Source organism: Winogradskyella sp. PG-2, from assembly GCF_000828715.1.
Lineage (GTDB): Bacteria > Bacteroidota > Bacteroidia > Flavobacteriales > Flavobacteriaceae > Winogradskyella.
The window spans coordinates 2,616,834-2,633,732 of sequence record NZ_AP014583.1 but is presented as its reverse complement, the minus strand read 5'-3'; the positions used below and the strand labels follow the sequence as shown (position 1 = coordinate 2,633,732).

Genomic DNA, 16,899 nt, shown 5'->3' with positions numbered 1-16,899 from the left:
ATTATTCCGAAACTAAATTATTATAACTGAATTCTTTTTTTCATTTCTTCAACAATATTATATGCTGCAGGACAAATAGTTACATTGTTTAATGTTAAATTAGATATTTGCTGAAATTTCTTTCTATCTGTATGTGGAAATTCTCTGCATGCTTTAGGTCTCACATCATATATAGAACAGTAATTATCTGCACCTAAAAATGTACATGGTACAGATTGGAGAACATAATCATTCTCTTCATCTAGTCGTAAATAGGTCTCAATAAACTGTTGTTCTTTAATTTTGAAAGATTTTGCAATACGTTGAATATCCTTATCAGTAAATAATGGCCCTGTAGTTTTACAACAATTGGCGCATTCTAAACAATCAGTGCGGTCAAACTCTTCCTCATGCAACTCTTGCATTAGATAATCTAATTGCTTAGGCTGTTTCTTTTTAAGCTTAGTAAAGAAAGCTTTATTCTCCTTGTGCTTATCTTTGGCTAACTTTGGCAGATTATCGATTTGGTTTTGCATATTGTAAAAATAAGGATTTATATATGATGTTGAACCGAGATAATTATAGAGAAATTAAACATGAAAGACATCTTTGGAAAAGCACTATTAGATTACCAATCAGGAAATTATTCCGAAGATATTATTACTTGGACTAATATTTCAGATAAGGATGAATTACCACTTAACTATTTGTTTAGAGCCTATTCTGAAATGTCAAAATTAGAGCAGAAAGCGTTGCAATTATGCAAAGGAAAGGTTTTAGATATTGGTTGTGGTACTGGTAGTCATTCTTTATGGTTGCAGAATAAAGACTTTAAAGTAAAATCAATTGACAGTTCTAAAGGTGCTATTGAAGTTGCAAAAAAACGTGGAGTTATAAATGTTGAATTATCACCTTTACTCAATGAAACTGAAACTTTTGATACTATCCTCCTCTTAATGAATGGTACTGGAATCTTTCAAGAATTAACTCAGACATCTAAATACTTAAAGCATTTAAAATCATTATTAAATCCTAATGGACAAATCCTTTTAGATTCTTCTGACATCTCTTACATGTATGATGAGTACTTCTCTGAGCGTTATTTTGGTGAACTCGATTATTATATCAGTTATAAAGGAGAAAGGGAAGTCCCAATGAAATGGTTGTACCTTGACTTTGAAACATTAAAAACAGCTTGTGAAGTTGTCGGTTTAAAATGTGAAAAAGTTATAGATGGAGAGCATTTTGATTATTTGGCGAAATTAACTTATCTCTAATTATCGAAATAAGTAATAAAAGGAAACTGAACATCCAAAAAAGAAACCCTAATCCAACTGAAACTGTATAATATCCAACACTTTCATCAGCTGGAATTTTTTGTATTCCAAAAGTAAATAACCCAAAAATTATTGCTAGGATAGTTAATGTTAGTTTGTATTTCCATTTCATTTTATAAAATATTAATACAATAAAAAATAAGATATTAGCAAACCATGGAAAAGCAATAAAAACATTAAAATCAGCTATACCAATCCATCCTAGAATGAGAGCAAAAAAACCATAAAGACCTGAAGCTCCTTTAAAACTGGGAACTATTAACGCTATTAAATATATAAATATCGCAATCTCTTTAAAATTAATTTTCATGAAAACTACTGCTCTTCTCCTCCAACAATAGTCTTCAACACATTTATATTAGGGATTTCATTAACATCAACTTTCATAATATCTTTATCTAAGATGATAAAGTCTGCTAACTTACCGACTTCTATACTTCCTTTTTCATTTTCTTCAAAATTAGAATAGGCTGCCCAAATGGTCATTCCTTTTAAAGTTTCTTCTCTACTTAATGCATCTTTCATTTGAAAACCTCCTTCAGGATATTGCTTTAAATCTTGTCTAGATACAGCTGCATAAAAGGTTAAAAACGGACTAACACGTTCTACAGGAAAATCTGTACCTAATGCGACTTTTCCATATGCATTTAATAATTTTTTATATGCATAAGCACCTTTTATTCGCTCTTCTCCTACTCTATCTTCTGCCCAATACATATCACTAGTTGCATGTGTTGGTTGTATAGATGGGAATACATTTTTATATAATTCAAAATCTTCTTGTGAGACCACTTGCGCATGTTCCACTCTCCATCTTCTATCCTTTTTTCCTTCTAAAACCTTATTATAGGTTTGTAAAACTGCATGATTTGCTGAATCACCAATTGCATGCGTATTCATTTGATATTTTGAATTAGAGATACGCTCAGCAGCAATATTAAAAGTTTCTATATCTGTAACCAATAGACCCAAATGACCTGGTTTATCACTATAAGGCTCTCGTAACATAGCTCCTCTAGATCCTAATGCCCCATCTGCGTAAAACTTAAATGAACTAACATTTAAGCGCTCGGTTTTCAAAACATCTCTTTTTAAATAATAATCAAGATGATCTTCTGATGCTGAGATCATGGCATAGATTCGCATTTTTAAATCACCCGATCGTTGAAGACTATCGATAAGTTCAATAGATGCTCTACTTAAACCTGCATCATCTACAGTTGTCAACCCTAAATCGAAACATATTTTTTGTGCTGCTAACAAAGCTTCTATATTATCTTTTTTTGTAGGCTTTGGCCAATAATTCATCACTAACAATTCTGCATTATCTACCAATACTCCTGTTAACTCGCCATTTTCAATCACCACTTCTCCTCCATCGACTTTACTATCTGCAGTAACATTACCTAAATCTAAAGCTGCTTGATTACATAATATTGCATGACCATCGATTCGAGTTAATGCTATTGGAATATCTGGATATAATTTATCTAAAAGTGTTTTAGTCGGAAATTTTTTGTCTTCCCAATCATTTTGATCCCAACCTCGTCCCTGTATAAAGTCTCTATTCTTTAAATTCTGAAAATCGGTAACACGTTGCACTACTTCTTCAAAACTTTTTGTTCCAACTAAATCAACAGCTTGTTGATTAAACCCTAAACCTAAAAAATGACAATGAGCATCAATTAATCCAGGCACAATAGTTTTACCCTCTGCATTTATAGTATTTACTGACTTGTATTTGCCTTCAATTTCATTTTGACTTCCAACTGCTATAATTTTTCCATTATTCACTGCAAAAGCTTCTGCCGTATTAAAGTCTGAATCTACAGTGTAGATATTTGCATTTGTAACTATTAAGTCTGTCTGCTCTTTATCTTTTTGACAAGAAACTATTGTTATTAGAAATAAAAGTAAGGTTAGTTTTTTCATAATATTGGTTTAAAAGCTATGTAAAAATAAGAAAAGCGTTCCGAATCGAAACGCTTTAAAATATCTTGTATCTCTAGACTAAAAATCTAAACGAATTTTAGGATGCAAATTACATTAAAAATCAAATTGATAAGTAGCACCTGCTAATGCTTGAATCCCCTGAACTGGAAACTTTAAATAACGCTGGTAATCTTGATTAGCAATATTATTAACCTTACCAAAAACTGATAGCTGATCATTAATTTTATAACCTAAATGTGCATTGGCATCAAAATAACTATCTAAAGTTATTGTAATTGGAGCATCTTGTATAAATGCATCAACTAGTGTACTTTGATCTTTACGTTCTCCTACATAATAAGTGCTAGCACCAGCATACCATTTTTCTGAAATCTGAAAATCTAAGAATATAGAGCCTATGATGTCAGGTAAATTCCATGGTTCTGCTTGCATATCTGTATTATAATTAAAATACTCTCCTTTAATGCCTAACGTGAAATTTCTATTAACATCAATATTTAGCTCACCAGCCACAGAAAAAGTAGTGACATCATCATAAACTACACCAAATGAATTGCCGTACTGATAATTTTCAGTGGCGAAGGTTTGTGCTTCATTAGCTTTAAAAAGCGCTTTACCTTTTTCTGCATAATAATTACCTTTAATGTTATAACTCACATTATTAGATAGTTTTCCCTTTATTCCTAAACTTCCTTTATAGCGCTGATCAGTTGGAGCTATAAATAATGTTGGTGATACAAACGGATTCTCATTTACAAAATCGTAATATGAATTCTGAATTAAGTCTCCTTTAATTCCACCATAAGCAATCAAAATCTCATCAACTAAACGATAGGAAGCTTCTATATTTGGGTAGATAAAGAATTTGTTATCACCAAATTCAGTATCATTTAGATATGTCAATTTCACACCTAAATCTACAGTTAAATCGTCTTGTTTTAACTGATAAGAAGGTGCTAAACCAAATATAACATTGCCGTACTTAATTTGACTATTTCCATTAAAATCTTGATCAAAGCTTCCTCCTATATAATCAATATTAAATTCTGCATTTATTTCTTCTCCTTGAACCGGAACACTAAAATTAGTCGTTGCCAAAAATCTATTTTCTCCTGAATCTTGGTCATCACCAAAGCGCCTAAAACGAACACTACCATCTTTAATAATGGCATCATCGAACTTCAATTTTCCTCCAATGTTGAAACTATTAAAAGAATGCCCTGGATCTATCATTGCAGCAGTTGTTACATCAAAAAATATTTGAGGTAATCCATACCAATTATAGGTTTGTAAATCAAAACCACCATCGATTTTCCAAGAAAAATCTCTCAACTTTTGAGAATAATGCGCATTTAAACTTGTCTTTGTAAAATCATCATCCAATAACACATCAGCTATTCCACCAGCAGAGGAATGATGACTAAAATAACCTCCAACACTCTCATCATTACTTAATTCATGATTAAGATATATCTCACCTAAAATGGTCGTATAAGTACCAAAACCAACTGATGCATAATTATCATATAACTTTACAGCTTTAGCCTTATCTACTTTTGCAGCTTTTCCTTTTGCAGGTGTAAATGTTGATGCTACAGGAATTGAAAATATATTGTACTTCACTTCTTTTTTCTTCACAGAATTAGAATCATTCAGCTTCGGAACATTCTTTATTTTGAAAGCATCAGAAATTGTAGGTGTATAGGGTTTCACAACATTTACCACTTGATCATCAATAGTGTCTTTGGTATGCTCTTGAGCATTAATAAATGTAATACTGCTTGATATTGTGATTATAAAAATTAAAAATTTGATTTTCATATTTAATTTTTTGATTAAAAATATTGGACAATTCATAAGACTCTTCCTGTTGCAAGAATTTAATTATCGTCGGTCTCGATTGATGAATTTGTTTTAGCTTCTTCTGCTTTTATTGTATTTAATTCTAATGTTGCTTTTTGTACAACATCGTCAAAATCCGGGAAATTAGAAATTACACTCTCTAGGATATATGTCGCTTGAAACGCGTCACCTAAAGCATAGAAATTCTTTGCCATAACTACTAATCCTTTGGCGCTATAATACTTGTAACTACTGTAGTCTTTAGCCAGCTTCTGTATTGCAGTATTTGACGCTTTATAGTTTCCTTCTTTATTTTTAAAATATCCGTTATAATACAATGCTTCAGCAGCGACACTACCTGTTGCAATTTTTTCTACATCTGCATATGCTTCTTTTGCTTTAGATTCATTACCTGTTTTAATCGCAGAACGTGCAATAATGATTTTCGCATCACTTTTTACTTTATTATCTAAACTAGAATTGGTCAACACCTTTTCAGCATATGTTTCTGCAGATAAGTAATCTTCTGTTTGATAATAGGCATTCATTAAATTAGATTGCGCATACAATACATTTTGCGGATAATCTGCCTCTTCTTCTAATGTTTTAAGTACAGGAATTGCTCTAGACCAATTAGAATTAGTTAAATATATTTCACATAACTTCACTGTTGCCTGCTCTGTATATTCACTTTTTGAAGCTTCAACTACATATTTATAATGTGGCTGTGCATTATCAAATAAATCCTTTTTGTAATATAATTGTGCTAGATAAAAATGTGATTTTAAAGCATGTATTCCATTAGGAAATTGATTTAAGTATTTATTAAACTGACGAATCGCTTTATCTGTATCATTATCTAAATACGGTTTTTCTGCGGCTAAATACATTGTGTTGTCTAATTCTACATCAGTCACCTCAACGTAATCTAATGATTTTACCCAACGTGCATATTCATCTACTCTTCCTACATCTATATAAATTAGACGAGCAGTAGAAACGGCCTGGACTGCCTCACCAGAACCAGGAAATTCTTTAGCAACTTTTCTGAATTTTGTTAATGCACGTTCATTATCATTACCATTATAATACACTAAACCTTGACGCAATAAGGCTTTAGATGTAAAAGCACTACGTCTGTATTCTGAATTTAGCCTATCATACATCTGCATAGCCTTATCAGTATCATTTGATTTCACGAAAGAGTTTGCCAACTCGTACATTGCATCATCTCGCAATGCAGATTTTGGATAGCCCTCAATAAATGTTTTTAATTCTGATATTTTGTTAGAAACCTTGCCTAAATAGCCTTGACTCATTGCTTTTTGAAATGCTGCATAATCAGTTTCAATCTCATTAATTTGAATGGCTTTATTATAAGCTGTTATCGCATTTTGATATTTACTAGACACAAAATAACCATCTGCTAATCTTAAATAAGCATCGTTTCTACGTAAGCGATTACTAGAATTTGCGTCAATAAATTTTTGAAAGTATTTTGAAGCATTTGTATAATCCTTCAACTTAAAATAAGTGTAAGCCAAATTATAATCTAAGTTTTCATATTCTGGTAAACTAGAAGCTTCTGAAATTCCATTAAATTGTTTAAATCCAATTAAAGCATCATTATAATTCGTTAAATTATATTCTGTTTCAGCTTTCCAAAATGTAGCTTTCGCAACAAAAAATGGTTCTCTTGGTTCTTTTAATGAACTATTGAATAAATCTAGGGCTTCACTATATCTTGTTTCATTATACAATTCAATACCTCTAAAAAATGCTACTTTTTGATGAGCTACTTTATTTTCGAAACTATTTTTTCCTTTTAAAAGTTCTAAGGCTTCCTTGTAGTTTTTTGATGTAATATAAGAATCGATTAATAAGGTTTCTATTTCCTCTTTATAATTAGTTTCTGGATACTTATCTAAATAACCTGCCAGCACTTGAGGTACTGACTGATATGGATTCCCTATTTCATAACTTATCTTAGCGTAGTTCAACCAAGCATCTTCCTGAATTTTACCATCATAATCCATTTCTGATGCATTTCTAAAAGCATTTAAAGCTTCTTGTTTTTTATCTAAATTGATATAACTCTCACCCAAATGGTAGTAGGCATTTTGAGCTACTGAATTATTACCATCTATAATTTTATTGAATTCCGAAATGGCAGACTCAAAGTCATTTTGCTTATAATACGTGTAGCCTAATTGATAGTAATCTGTATTATTCCATTTGCCGCGTTTACCTTTATATGCTTTTAGATAAGGTAAAGCTTCAGAATACTGCTCTAGGTTAAAATAGCTTTCACCAATTATTTTTGAAAGTTCTGATTCTTCATCACCTCTGCTTTTTGGTAGTTGTTCTTCAGCTAATTCTATAGCTTTTTCAAACTTTCCAAGTTTAAAATTTAAATCCGCTTGGTAATAAGATAGCTTCTCTTTGTATTTTTCGTTATCTCTAACCTGATCAAAATATTCATTAGCAGTATCATAATCATCTCCTTCATAAGCCATATAACCAATATAATACTTGGCTTGGGATCCATACTCCTTAGAATCAATAACTCGATTTAAATACTTAGTAGCTTGTTTTTTACTTTTTGTAGAATACAGTGAATAACCATAATTAAAATTGAATCGATCTCTTTCTGAACGTGCAATACTAACTTCTTCTACTTTTTGATACCATTTGCGCGCATAAGCGTATTTTGAGTTTTCAAAATAATAATCTGCAACATCTAAAAAAGCTGTATTCCTTTTGGTACTTGTTGGATATTCTTCAACAAACTCAGCAATTAAATCATCTGCATTATTCTGATTCAATCGCACTGCGCAATTAGCTATGTAATAAGCGCAATCTGATTTTATAGTAATATCATTAGTGTTATACCTTATATCGTCAAACAAGGACTGAGCAGCTTTATATTGTTTATTATTATATAAGGTTAATGCTTTCTGGTAATCTTGTAAATCACTTGTGTATACTGCTGATTTCTGAGCTACACCTAGTAAAGAAAAGGTAAGAAAAACGATGATTAATTGTCTTTTTGAAAATAGCATTTGTTTCGCTTTTTGATTATTATCTTTTGATGAATCAAATATAATTCAATACAAAACCTATAACGGTAGAAATTCTGTATAATTATAAACTGACTTATTAAATGTTAAAATAGCCACCCAAACAGTCTGCCAAAGAATGTTTTGTGTTTAGGCTTCTCGGTAAATTCTATCCTGAATACTCCAAAATTATTTGCAGACTTGGTTGCATCTTTATTGTGTAATGGCATTTCTAGTTGATTTAAATTCATTGGAAGTCTAATTTTTAAGTCACTAGAAATGTTTCCAGACTTTATAATTACAGTTCTGTTTTCAATATCATATATTTTAAAGGTCATACCCTCTTCAACATTGCAATGACTAAAATCCACAATATTATTATTACCATCTTTATCTAAAAGTGCTACATTAAAATGATTTGAGTTTGTATTGAAGCGCTGCACTTTTATATATGGGCTAATATCAAAATCTTTCAATTGACTTAGTATGCTATTTCTTTCTACGTTGAATTCCGTTTGCCATTGGTCTAACTTATAATCTTTTAATTTATTTACTCTAAATCCACTTAAAGGTCTTGTGAAATAAGAATTATTGTTCATGTCTAATTCACCAGATTTTAGTGCTTCTATAACTGAAGTATTAAAATGGATATAACCTGCGTATGTAATATTATTTTTAAATACAATAGACTTTGCCTGCGAAATGTTTAAAGCATTATTCTTTCCGATAATAATATTATTATCTATAAAGATATTTTCTACAGGAGACTCGCTAGAATAACCCAAGGTTAAAGAAGAACCATAACCATAGTTCTTCATATCGTTAAAATCTACGTTATGGTATAAAATATTATTTATTACCTTAATATCTTTAGCTACATTAATTCCTTCAGCGTCCTTAGATGCAATTATTAAATTATCTACATACTTTTTAGAAGGTGAGCCATTGTTAAAAATAATATTATCAGTAAGCGTTATGTTTTTCACAAACTCATACTTAGAACCAGAAGTTGCTGACCAAACCTCAATTCCTTTGTAGTAATTATTATAAATGATATTGTTACGAATTAATCGTGTCTTGTCACTTTGATTTTGAATATAAATACCAACTCCATGTCCGCGAGAACCTTTATAACCATTGTTATATATAGTACAATCTTCTATTACAGTTCCTCCAGTTGCTTTCCATGAGCCAATACCAGAACCCGGAATATTATGAATAACTAAATTTTGAAATTTACAGTCTTCACCTTTTCGGTGATTTATGCCAGTTGAAGCTATAAAATTATCTTCACCCTTTATTCTAGAAAAGTCGCCTAAATAAGTAATCTCAAAATTTTTATAAATCACCTTGGATCCATTGACTTCTAATACATAGTTTAGTTTCCTACCTTTATTTCCATTAAGAATCACCTTTTCATTCTCATATGCTGAAACTGTAATATATTTATTAAGAATTGTAGATTGTAGTTCACTTCTGTAGCTACCAGTATAAACACCTTCGTGGATCCATATAATATCACCACCATTTACACGTTCTGAAGATTGAGAAAGTGCAGTTTGTAAATCCCAAGGTTTATCTATACTTCCGTCACCTGTTTTAGTTCCTTGCACTATATTTCCATCGTTAGGAAAAACATGAAACTCGTTTTGACTAAACGAAATCATTGAAAACAATAAGATTAATAAGCTAATTAAATATCTCATATATGTAACTTTTCAATTACTATGCCAAGGTAAAATTAGTATTTGGGATTTGAAATTTTAAACGATACTTTTACACATACCTAAATTTTTATAAAAAAATATGTCCGAAACGGTTTTACAACTTCAAAATGCTACCATATACCAAGGAGAAAGCATGGTGCTTTCAAATGTGAATTTTGAAATGCAAAAAGGTGATTTTGTGTATCTTATCGGTAAAACAGGAAGTGGAAAGAGTAGTTTTATGAAAACGCTTTATGGTGATTTAGAGTTAACAGAAGGCGAAGGCTCTGTTGTTGACTTTAATCTTAGAACCATGAAAGAGAAAGACATTCCGTTTTTAAGACGAAAATTGGGTGTTGTTTTTCAGGATTTTAAATTACTACCAGATAGAACTATTAATGGAAATTTAGAGTTTGTATTAAAAGCTACTGGCTGGAAAGAAAAAGAAAAAATAAAAGAGCGTATTGAAACCGTTTTAGATAAAGTTGCAATGAAAACTAAAGGGTTTAAGTATCCTCATGAACTTTCTGGTGGAGAACAACAACGCATTGCCATTGCCAGAGCTTTATTAAATGATCCTGAGTTAATTTTAGCAGATGAGCCAACAGGAAATCTAGACCCACAAACTAGTATTGAAGTTATGGAAGTGTTGCAAGACATTAATAAGAATGGTAATACCATTTTAATGGCAACTCACGATTATGCACTACTTTTAAAATATCCAAGTAAAACCTTAAAGTGTGACGAAAACAAAGTTTTTGAAGTTGTGCAACGTAAGACTTAAGTCTGCTTTTTCTAAATAAAACAAATGACTGTACTCTGTCTTGGCTATTTTGATAAATTTTCGAGATTCTTTCTCGACATTAAAAAGAACCTCCAAAATGGCTCGAGTCAACCTCTAGATTTTAAAGTTTACAGTATTCATTTTAGTGGCTTTTTATACACCTTATTACGATTAAAATTCAGCTCTTGGATTGCTTTAAAAGCTAGATTTCTAGTGCGACGAAAAAAGGCAAGTTATATTGGTATTATTAATGAAACAAAGCTTTACAAAAATCTTCCATATAATGATTACACTAAATTTCATCTCGGCTTAAATCAGTATATTTCAAAATTAGCATTACAATTACAAGCCTTGGCATATATTGATATTTTTGATTCGATCTTTACAAAATCAAAACCTAATTATCTTATTTGTGTTGGTGATTCTCGTATGAGTATTGAAATTGCAGTTGCTCTTGCTAAACAAAATGATATCAAGGTTTATTTTATAGAACAAGGTCCATTCAACACAACATTCTTTGATGAAAGCGGAGTAAACGCTAATTTGAGTATTAGAAAACTGAACGAATTAGGTACTTCAAAAACATATTCAGATTCGGGGTTTGATTTAAATCATAACACAACTAAATATAAAAGATCTCCAATTTATAGAGGTTTCGATATGCTATTAATTGCACTTTTTAAGCGTAGTAAATTTTATCCACCAGATTTAAAATTTGCAGATATAAACACTTCTACACTTAAGACAACTAAGGCTACAAACCCGTTAATCAATTATAACACAAATCATAAAATCGTACTTCTAGTCTTACAAGTACCACTAGATGTTAATATGATTTATCATAGCCCTTTTTTTAAATCACACACAGAAATTATTAAAAGCATATACTCTAATCTTCCTGAAAACGTAGAATTAATAATTAGAGAACACCCTTTATTTATTGATAAATACGAAAAGTCTTTTTATGATTTTTCGATCGAAAATGAAATTAAAATTGATAATTTGACTTCACTCAATATTGCTATAGAATCTTCAGATGTTATCATTGTAAACAATTCTACAGTTGGCGTTGAAGCGATTTTAAATTACAAGCCTGTTGTAGTCTTAGGTAATTCTTTTTATGACTGGACAAATATTTGCTTAAAACTTAAAAACAAGGATGAGGTAGCATTACTATTAGAAAAGGCATTAAGTTATTCACCAAATATAAAAAGTATAGACAATTTTAAAAACTTGTTATTTAGTACTGCTTTATTAAAAGGTTCAATTACAGATAAAGATTTAAAATCGTCTCAGTATATTGCCAATCATATACTAGATCATCGCTAATATGCCTTTTTTCTCAGTCATAATTCCATTATATAACAAAGCAGAATATATTTCTGAATGTTTAAAAAGTGCATTAAACCAAACTTTTAAAGATTACGAAATAGTTATAGTAAATGATGGCTCAACAGACAATAGTGTATCAATAGTTGAAACCTTTTCTTCAGAGAAAATAAAATTATTTCATCAAGATAACCAAGGTGCAAGTAAAGCTAGAAACAATGGATCATCCTTTGCAAAAGGTACTTACATAGCTTTCTTAGATGCAGATGATATATGGAAACCTAAGCACTTAGAAAGTTTAAAAGAGTGTATCGATTTTTCACCAAATGCAGGTATCTATGCAACTAATTACCATATTAAACACAGTGAACACGCTATTTTACCTGCAAAACTAGATATTGACATATCCCAGTCAAAACCTCTAGTTGTAGAAGATTTTTTTAAAGCTAGCTTACAAAACACTTTAGTTTGGACTTCAGCAGCCGCAATTAAAAAAGATAAATTTATAGACTACGACATGTTTAACCCTATTTATTTAAGCAGTCAAGACTTAGATTTATGGATTAGAGTTGCTTTAAAAGAAGTCATTGTGTTTCATCCAGAATCGACTATGATTTATGATAATTCAATTGAGGGAAGTTTAGGTAAATATGAAGATAATGAAGCAAGATTTATACTTTTCAATTCGTTCTCTAAATTTGAAATAAACAATACTTACCTAAAAAAATATTTAGATATTAAACGTTATGGTTTGGCTTTAAGAACAAAAATTAATGGTGAATCACAAATTTCTAAAAAGACGATTAAAACTATAGATTTTAAAAACTTGAATTTTAAGCAGAAGATGCTGTTAAGCACACCATCAGTTCTTTTACAATTACTTAATAAAATAAGGCCTTACCTTATCAAAAATCCATTGTATTTAAGACTCTTTAAAAATTAAAAAATCATTAAAATCTCTTATGTAGTCAGATTCATCATAAACCGAAGACGCTAAAACCAAACAAACACAACCAGAAGAAAAATTATCAATCTCACGCCATATTCCTGGTACTATTAGTAAACCTTTATGAGGTTTATTTAAATTAATGGTCTGTTCATTTTCACCATCCTTAATAAGGACATCAAAACTTCCAGAAAGTGGAATGATTAATTGTTGCAATTTCTTGTGTGCATGTCCGCCTCTAAAAGCATCACTAGGCACATCGTACAAATAATAAACCCTTTTAATCTCAAAAGGAATTATATCATTCTCAATTACGGCTAAAAGTCCACGTTCATCATGTACCCTAGGAATTTCAATTACTGAAACATCTTCAATATTTGTTTTCATTACTCTTCATTTATGCTTCAATTAAATCTTTCCATTGTTCAGCAATATTATCTACCGCAAAGGTCATTACACTTTGCTTTGCATTAGCTTTACAGCTAAGATATAATTTTTCGTCATTAATAAAACGATTAAATGCCTCAGCAAGTATTTCGGGATTGTCATTCTCTACTAGTAAACCATTAATATTATTAACAATTACACCATCTTGATAATTTTGATATTGTACACTTACAACAGGAATTCCACAAGCTAAAGACTCTAAAACCGTCATTGGAAAACCTTCAAATCGGCTCGATAACACTGTAAATTTTGATGCATTAATATAGGCAAAAGGATTTGTTGAAAATGGAATAATATCTATCATATGATTATTATCGAAACTTGATATCTTGGATTTTATCATCTCTTTATCTTTTCCATTACCCATGAGAATGAGTTTTATATTCTTTCTTGGTAATTCAGATTTTTGATACGCATCTACTAACAAAGACATATTTTTTTGTTCTTCCTCAAAACGACCATACCAAAATATAAACGATGAAGATTCACTAATTTCATCATTTTTTAGATCATTAATGTAGTTAAAGTCTATTGGATTATAAATCGTTGTTTGGTTATTAAAATCATAAGTTTTCTTCACTAAAGTATCAATACCTTTTGAAACGGATACAATACTTTTAGAATTTTTATAAAACAGTTTAGTCAGCCATTTAAAAGGTGGAAAGTATAAGTCGATGGCATAATTATGTACCATGTAAATTACCTTTTTGGGATATATGAAACCTGAGATTATATATTCTGAAAATGGTTTAGATCTCACACGATGATCTATGATAATATCTATTTTATTAGATTTTAAATAATTCTTAAATAACAATAAACGCTTAAAACGTCCAATAATGGTATCATTTCGCTTTTTAATTTTACCTAAGTTTAACAATTCACCTCTGTAAGGGTAAGCAATACCATCTAGAATAGTTACAATAAAAACCTGATAACCTAAATCACTTAAAAAAATCGATTGCATTGCAGCAACTCTATCTGCGCCTCCCTCACTTAATGATCGAGATACAATACAGATTCTTTTTTTATGTTTACTTTGCATACCTCTTAATTACTTGGTAAATATATTAAATGAAACCTCAACAGATGAAGATTTTACTTTTTGGTGAATTTAATAGAGCGCATTGGAATATTAAAAAAGGGCTAGAATCGCTAAATCATACTGCCGTAGTTGCAAGTACCAGAGATGGATTTAAAAAAGTAGATGTTGATATTGAGTTTAAAGATTACTTTACATCTTTTCTTTTAAAAAAATAAGGTCATTAATTAAAAGGGTAACTGGTATAGATATTTCTGCTGTTGCAATTAAGCGCCAAATTAAATCTAAAAGAGATTTACTATCTAATTATGATATTGTTCAATTTATTAATGAAGCACCTTTTGATTTTGAACGAAAACATCAGCGACAAATATTTGATTGGTTAACAGACTGGAATAAGAGTATGTTTTTAGTCTCAGCAGGATTAGACTATCCAAGTGTTTCTTATGCCTATGACAAAAAATTTAGGTATGATATTTTAACACCTTACTTTGAAAATAAAGGCTCTAAAAAAGACTTCTCACCTGCTTTGAGCTATTTATCTAATGAGCATATAAAATTGCACCAGCATATATTTAAAACTATTGAAGGTGTTATTGCCAATGATTTAGATTACCACATTCCGTTAGAAAATCATCCGAAATATTTAGGTATGATTCCTCACGCTATTAATCTTAGTGAACTTCCTTATCAAACCTCAAATATTGAAGGCAAAATTGTTATTTTTCATGGTATTAACACCTATAACTATTATAAGAAAGGTAATGATATTTTTGAATTAGCTTTAAATATTATTGCAGACAAATATGCAGACAAAATTGAAATCATTACTGCTAAAAACCTACCATATAAAGACTACATAACTAGTTTTGACAAAGCTCATATACTATTAGATCAGATCTATGCTTACGATCAAGGTTTTAATGCGTTAGAAGCTATGGCAAAAGGTAAGGTAGTGTTTACTGGCGCAGAAAAAGAATGGTTAGATTATTTTAAATTAAAAGAAGATTCAGTAGCAATAAATGCATTACCTAATGCAAAATACATCGCATTAAAGCTTGAAACTTTAATTACTAATCCTGAAAAAATTACTGAAATTTCGATTAATGCAAGAAAATTTGTAGAGCAACACCACGATCATATCAATTGTGCAAAAAACTATTTAAAATTATGGAACTCTAAATCATCTTAGCTTTTTAAGCTTTTAAAATTATACTGTACAAAAAAGACAACAACAATAAAGTAAAGAATATATCTTACAAAGTGAGCGATAACAACACCTTCGGTACCATACATCTTTATAAAAACAGTAGTAAAAATATAAAATAAAGCCAAAGAGATGAGCTCAGTAATTACAAAACTCTTCACCATCCGTTTTGCTAAAAATTGATATGATAAAACCAAAGCAGCCAATCTAATAAAATCACCAAGTAACTGCCATTTAAAGAGTGGTTCCATGCCTTTAAATTCTGGATAAACAATTTCGATAATTAAATTCCTTAAAAGAAAAACTAATAACATGCCTAAACCAAAAACTGGCAAAATAGATTTATAAATATGTAAAACTTCTTGTTTAAATTCCTCTTTGGTTTTAATACTCGAAAATTTTGGCAATACATATAATGTGAACATACCTGTAGCAAACACCATATAATTTTTAGATATAAATGTAATCGCAGTCCAGTAACCAGCTTCGTTAATATTAATTTCATCTGTAATAACGGTTCTAATATCTAACTCTACAAAATTGATTAAAAAAGCAGAAACAAAAGACATTAATGTAAATGCCAATAATTGATTTTTATAACTGAGATTAAGTTTTATTGAATTAAGTTTAACATAGGTCTTTAAAGTTTTACCAAATACAAAAATTAAAACTAATAACTGAATAATTGGTGCTAAGGCTATAGCAAGAATTACACCTTTTAATTCATTAGTATATAAACCAAATACAAGCAAGCCTGTAACTAGTAGGTAACCTATAAGTTCAATTTTAGCATATTTTTTATAATCTGACAGACCACTTACAACGCCATTTATAAGCCTTCCTAATCCAATAAAAGGAACAACTACTGCTAACAAATGAAATACATAAACATAATCACTAGAATTAAAAATATAAGAAGACAGAAATTCTGCAGTAAAAAATAATATTGCAGCTGATAAAAGTGAGCCTATTAAAAGAAATAAAGTTGCAGTAGAAAAAAGTCTAGAAATTTCAGGTCTATTCTCTTTAAATTCAGCAACATATTTCACAACACCACTAAACGCACCAAGCGTTGTAGTACTCGATAACATTGCAATTAAATTACGAACTTGGCCAATATTTGCAATACCTGCTTCACCAACTGTAAGCGCCAAAATACGCTGAATAAAAACAGAAACAATTAGTCTAATTGCAATAACTACAGCATTAACAGAAGTGATTTTTAATACGAGGTTATTACTTATAAATTTTGGAAGTTTCACGTCTAC

15 protein-coding genes are annotated in these 16,899 nt (G+C 30.2%); 6 read left to right on the top strand and 9 right to left on the bottom strand.

Annotation, left to right across the window (positions count from 1 at the left end; all coding sequences use genetic code 11):
* Positions 1–20: 20 nt before the first annotated feature.
* The gene (locus WPG_RS11775; protein ID WP_045472839.1) at positions 21–515 is read right to left on the bottom strand and encodes a YkgJ family cysteine cluster protein; all 495 of its coding nucleotides are present in this window, start codon (positions 513–515) and stop codon (positions 21–23) included.
* 60 nt (positions 516–575) lie between these two features.
* Between WPG_RS11775 and WPG_RS11770 the strand changes: the two genes are divergently transcribed.
* The gene (locus WPG_RS11770; RefSeq protein ID WP_045472836.1) at positions 576–1,256 is read left to right on the top strand and encodes a class I SAM-dependent methyltransferase; all 681 of its coding nucleotides are present in this window, start codon (positions 576–578) and stop codon (positions 1,254–1,256) included.
* Here WPG_RS11770 and WPG_RS11765 read toward each other — a convergent pair.
* The 5 genes from WPG_RS11765 to WPG_RS11745 all read right to left on the bottom strand — a co-directional run bounded on the left by WPG_RS11765 (position 1,207) and on the right by WPG_RS11745 (position 9,876).
* Positions 1,207–1,626 (bottom strand): hypothetical protein, encoded by a 420-nt coding sequence (locus tag WPG_RS11765; protein ID WP_045472833.1) that lies wholly within the window; start codon positions 1,624–1,626, stop codon positions 1,207–1,209. The genes WPG_RS11770 and WPG_RS11765 overlap by 50 nt on opposite strands.
* Before the next feature lie 5 nt (positions 1,627–1,631).
* Positions 1,632–3,248 (bottom strand): amidohydrolase, encoded by a 1,617-nt coding sequence (locus WPG_RS11760; protein ID WP_045472831.1) that lies wholly within the window; start codon positions 3,246–3,248, stop codon positions 1,632–1,634.
* Positions 3,249–3,362: 114 nt separating this feature from the next.
* Entirely contained in the window at positions 3,363–5,090 is a 1,728-nt protein-coding gene (locus WPG_RS11755; RefSeq protein WP_045472829.1) for a TonB-dependent receptor, read from the bottom strand.
* 59 nt (positions 5,091–5,149) lie between these two features.
* Positions 5,150–8,173 carry a tetratricopeptide repeat protein gene (locus tag WPG_RS11750; protein WP_045472827.1) on the bottom strand — a complete coding sequence of 1,008 codons (3,024 nt, stop codon included), beginning with the start codon at positions 8,171–8,173 and terminating at the stop codon, positions 5,150–5,152.
* A 104-nt stretch (positions 8,174–8,277) separates the two neighbouring features.
* Complete coding sequence (locus tag WPG_RS11745; RefSeq protein WP_084221574.1) at positions 8,278–9,876, bottom strand: right-handed parallel beta-helix repeat-containing protein; 1,599 nt, start codon at positions 9,874–9,876, stop codon at positions 8,278–8,280.
* Positions 9,877–9,976: 100 nt separating this feature from the next.
* Between WPG_RS11745 and WPG_RS11740 the strand changes: the two genes are divergently transcribed.
* From WPG_RS11740 to WPG_RS17545, 3 genes are read left to right on the top strand one after another with little or no spacing between them, the layout of a single operon-like run.
* Positions 9,977–10,660: a cell division ATP-binding protein FtsE gene (locus WPG_RS11740; protein ID WP_045472823.1), complete on the top strand. Its 684-nt coding sequence runs from the start codon at positions 9,977–9,979 to the stop codon at positions 10,658–10,660.
* 24 nt (positions 10,661–10,684) lie between these two features.
* Positions 10,685–11,989, top strand: a complete 1,305-nt coding sequence (locus WPG_RS11735) for a hypothetical protein (RefSeq protein ID WP_045472820.1) — start codon at positions 10,685–10,687, stop codon at positions 11,987–11,989.
* 1 nt (position 11,990) lies between these two features.
* The gene (locus tag WPG_RS17545) at positions 11,991–12,932 is read left to right on the top strand and encodes a glycosyltransferase family 2 protein (protein ID WP_052471260.1); all 942 of its coding nucleotides are present in this window, start codon (positions 11,991–11,993) and stop codon (positions 12,930–12,932) included.
* Here the strand turns inward: WPG_RS17545 and WPG_RS11725 are convergent.
* A complete protein-coding gene (locus WPG_RS11725; RefSeq protein ID WP_045472818.1) occupies positions 12,912–13,322 on the bottom strand; it encodes a sugar 3,4-ketoisomerase in 411 nt (136 codons plus the stop codon). The two genes, WPG_RS17545 and WPG_RS11725, sit on opposite strands and share 21 nt — an antisense overlap.
* A gap of 10 nt (positions 13,323–13,332) precedes the next feature.
* A complete protein-coding gene (locus tag WPG_RS11720) occupies positions 13,333–14,427 on the bottom strand; it encodes a glycosyltransferase (protein ID WP_045472816.1) in 1,095 nt (364 codons plus the stop codon).
* 44 nt (positions 14,428–14,471) lie between these two features.
* Between WPG_RS11720 and WPG_RS18645 the strand changes: the two genes are divergently transcribed.
* On the top strand, positions 14,472–14,642 hold the full coding sequence (locus tag WPG_RS18645) for a hypothetical protein (RefSeq protein ID WP_231850182.1): 171 nt from the start codon (positions 14,472–14,474) through the stop codon (positions 14,640–14,642).
* A gap of 185 nt (positions 14,643–14,827) precedes the next feature.
* Positions 14,828–15,616 (top strand): glycosyltransferase, encoded by a 789-nt coding sequence (locus WPG_RS11715; RefSeq protein WP_231850181.1) that lies wholly within the window; start codon positions 14,828–14,830, stop codon positions 15,614–15,616.
* On the opposite strand, the gene WPG_RS11710 is transcribed toward WPG_RS11715, so the two are convergent.
* Positions 15,613–16,893, bottom strand: coding sequence for an O-antigen translocase (locus WPG_RS11710; RefSeq protein WP_045472814.1), 1,281 nt, complete (start codon positions 16,891–16,893; stop codon positions 15,613–15,615). The genes WPG_RS11715 and WPG_RS11710 overlap by 4 nt on opposite strands.
* Positions 16,894–16,899 lie beyond the last annotated feature (6 nt).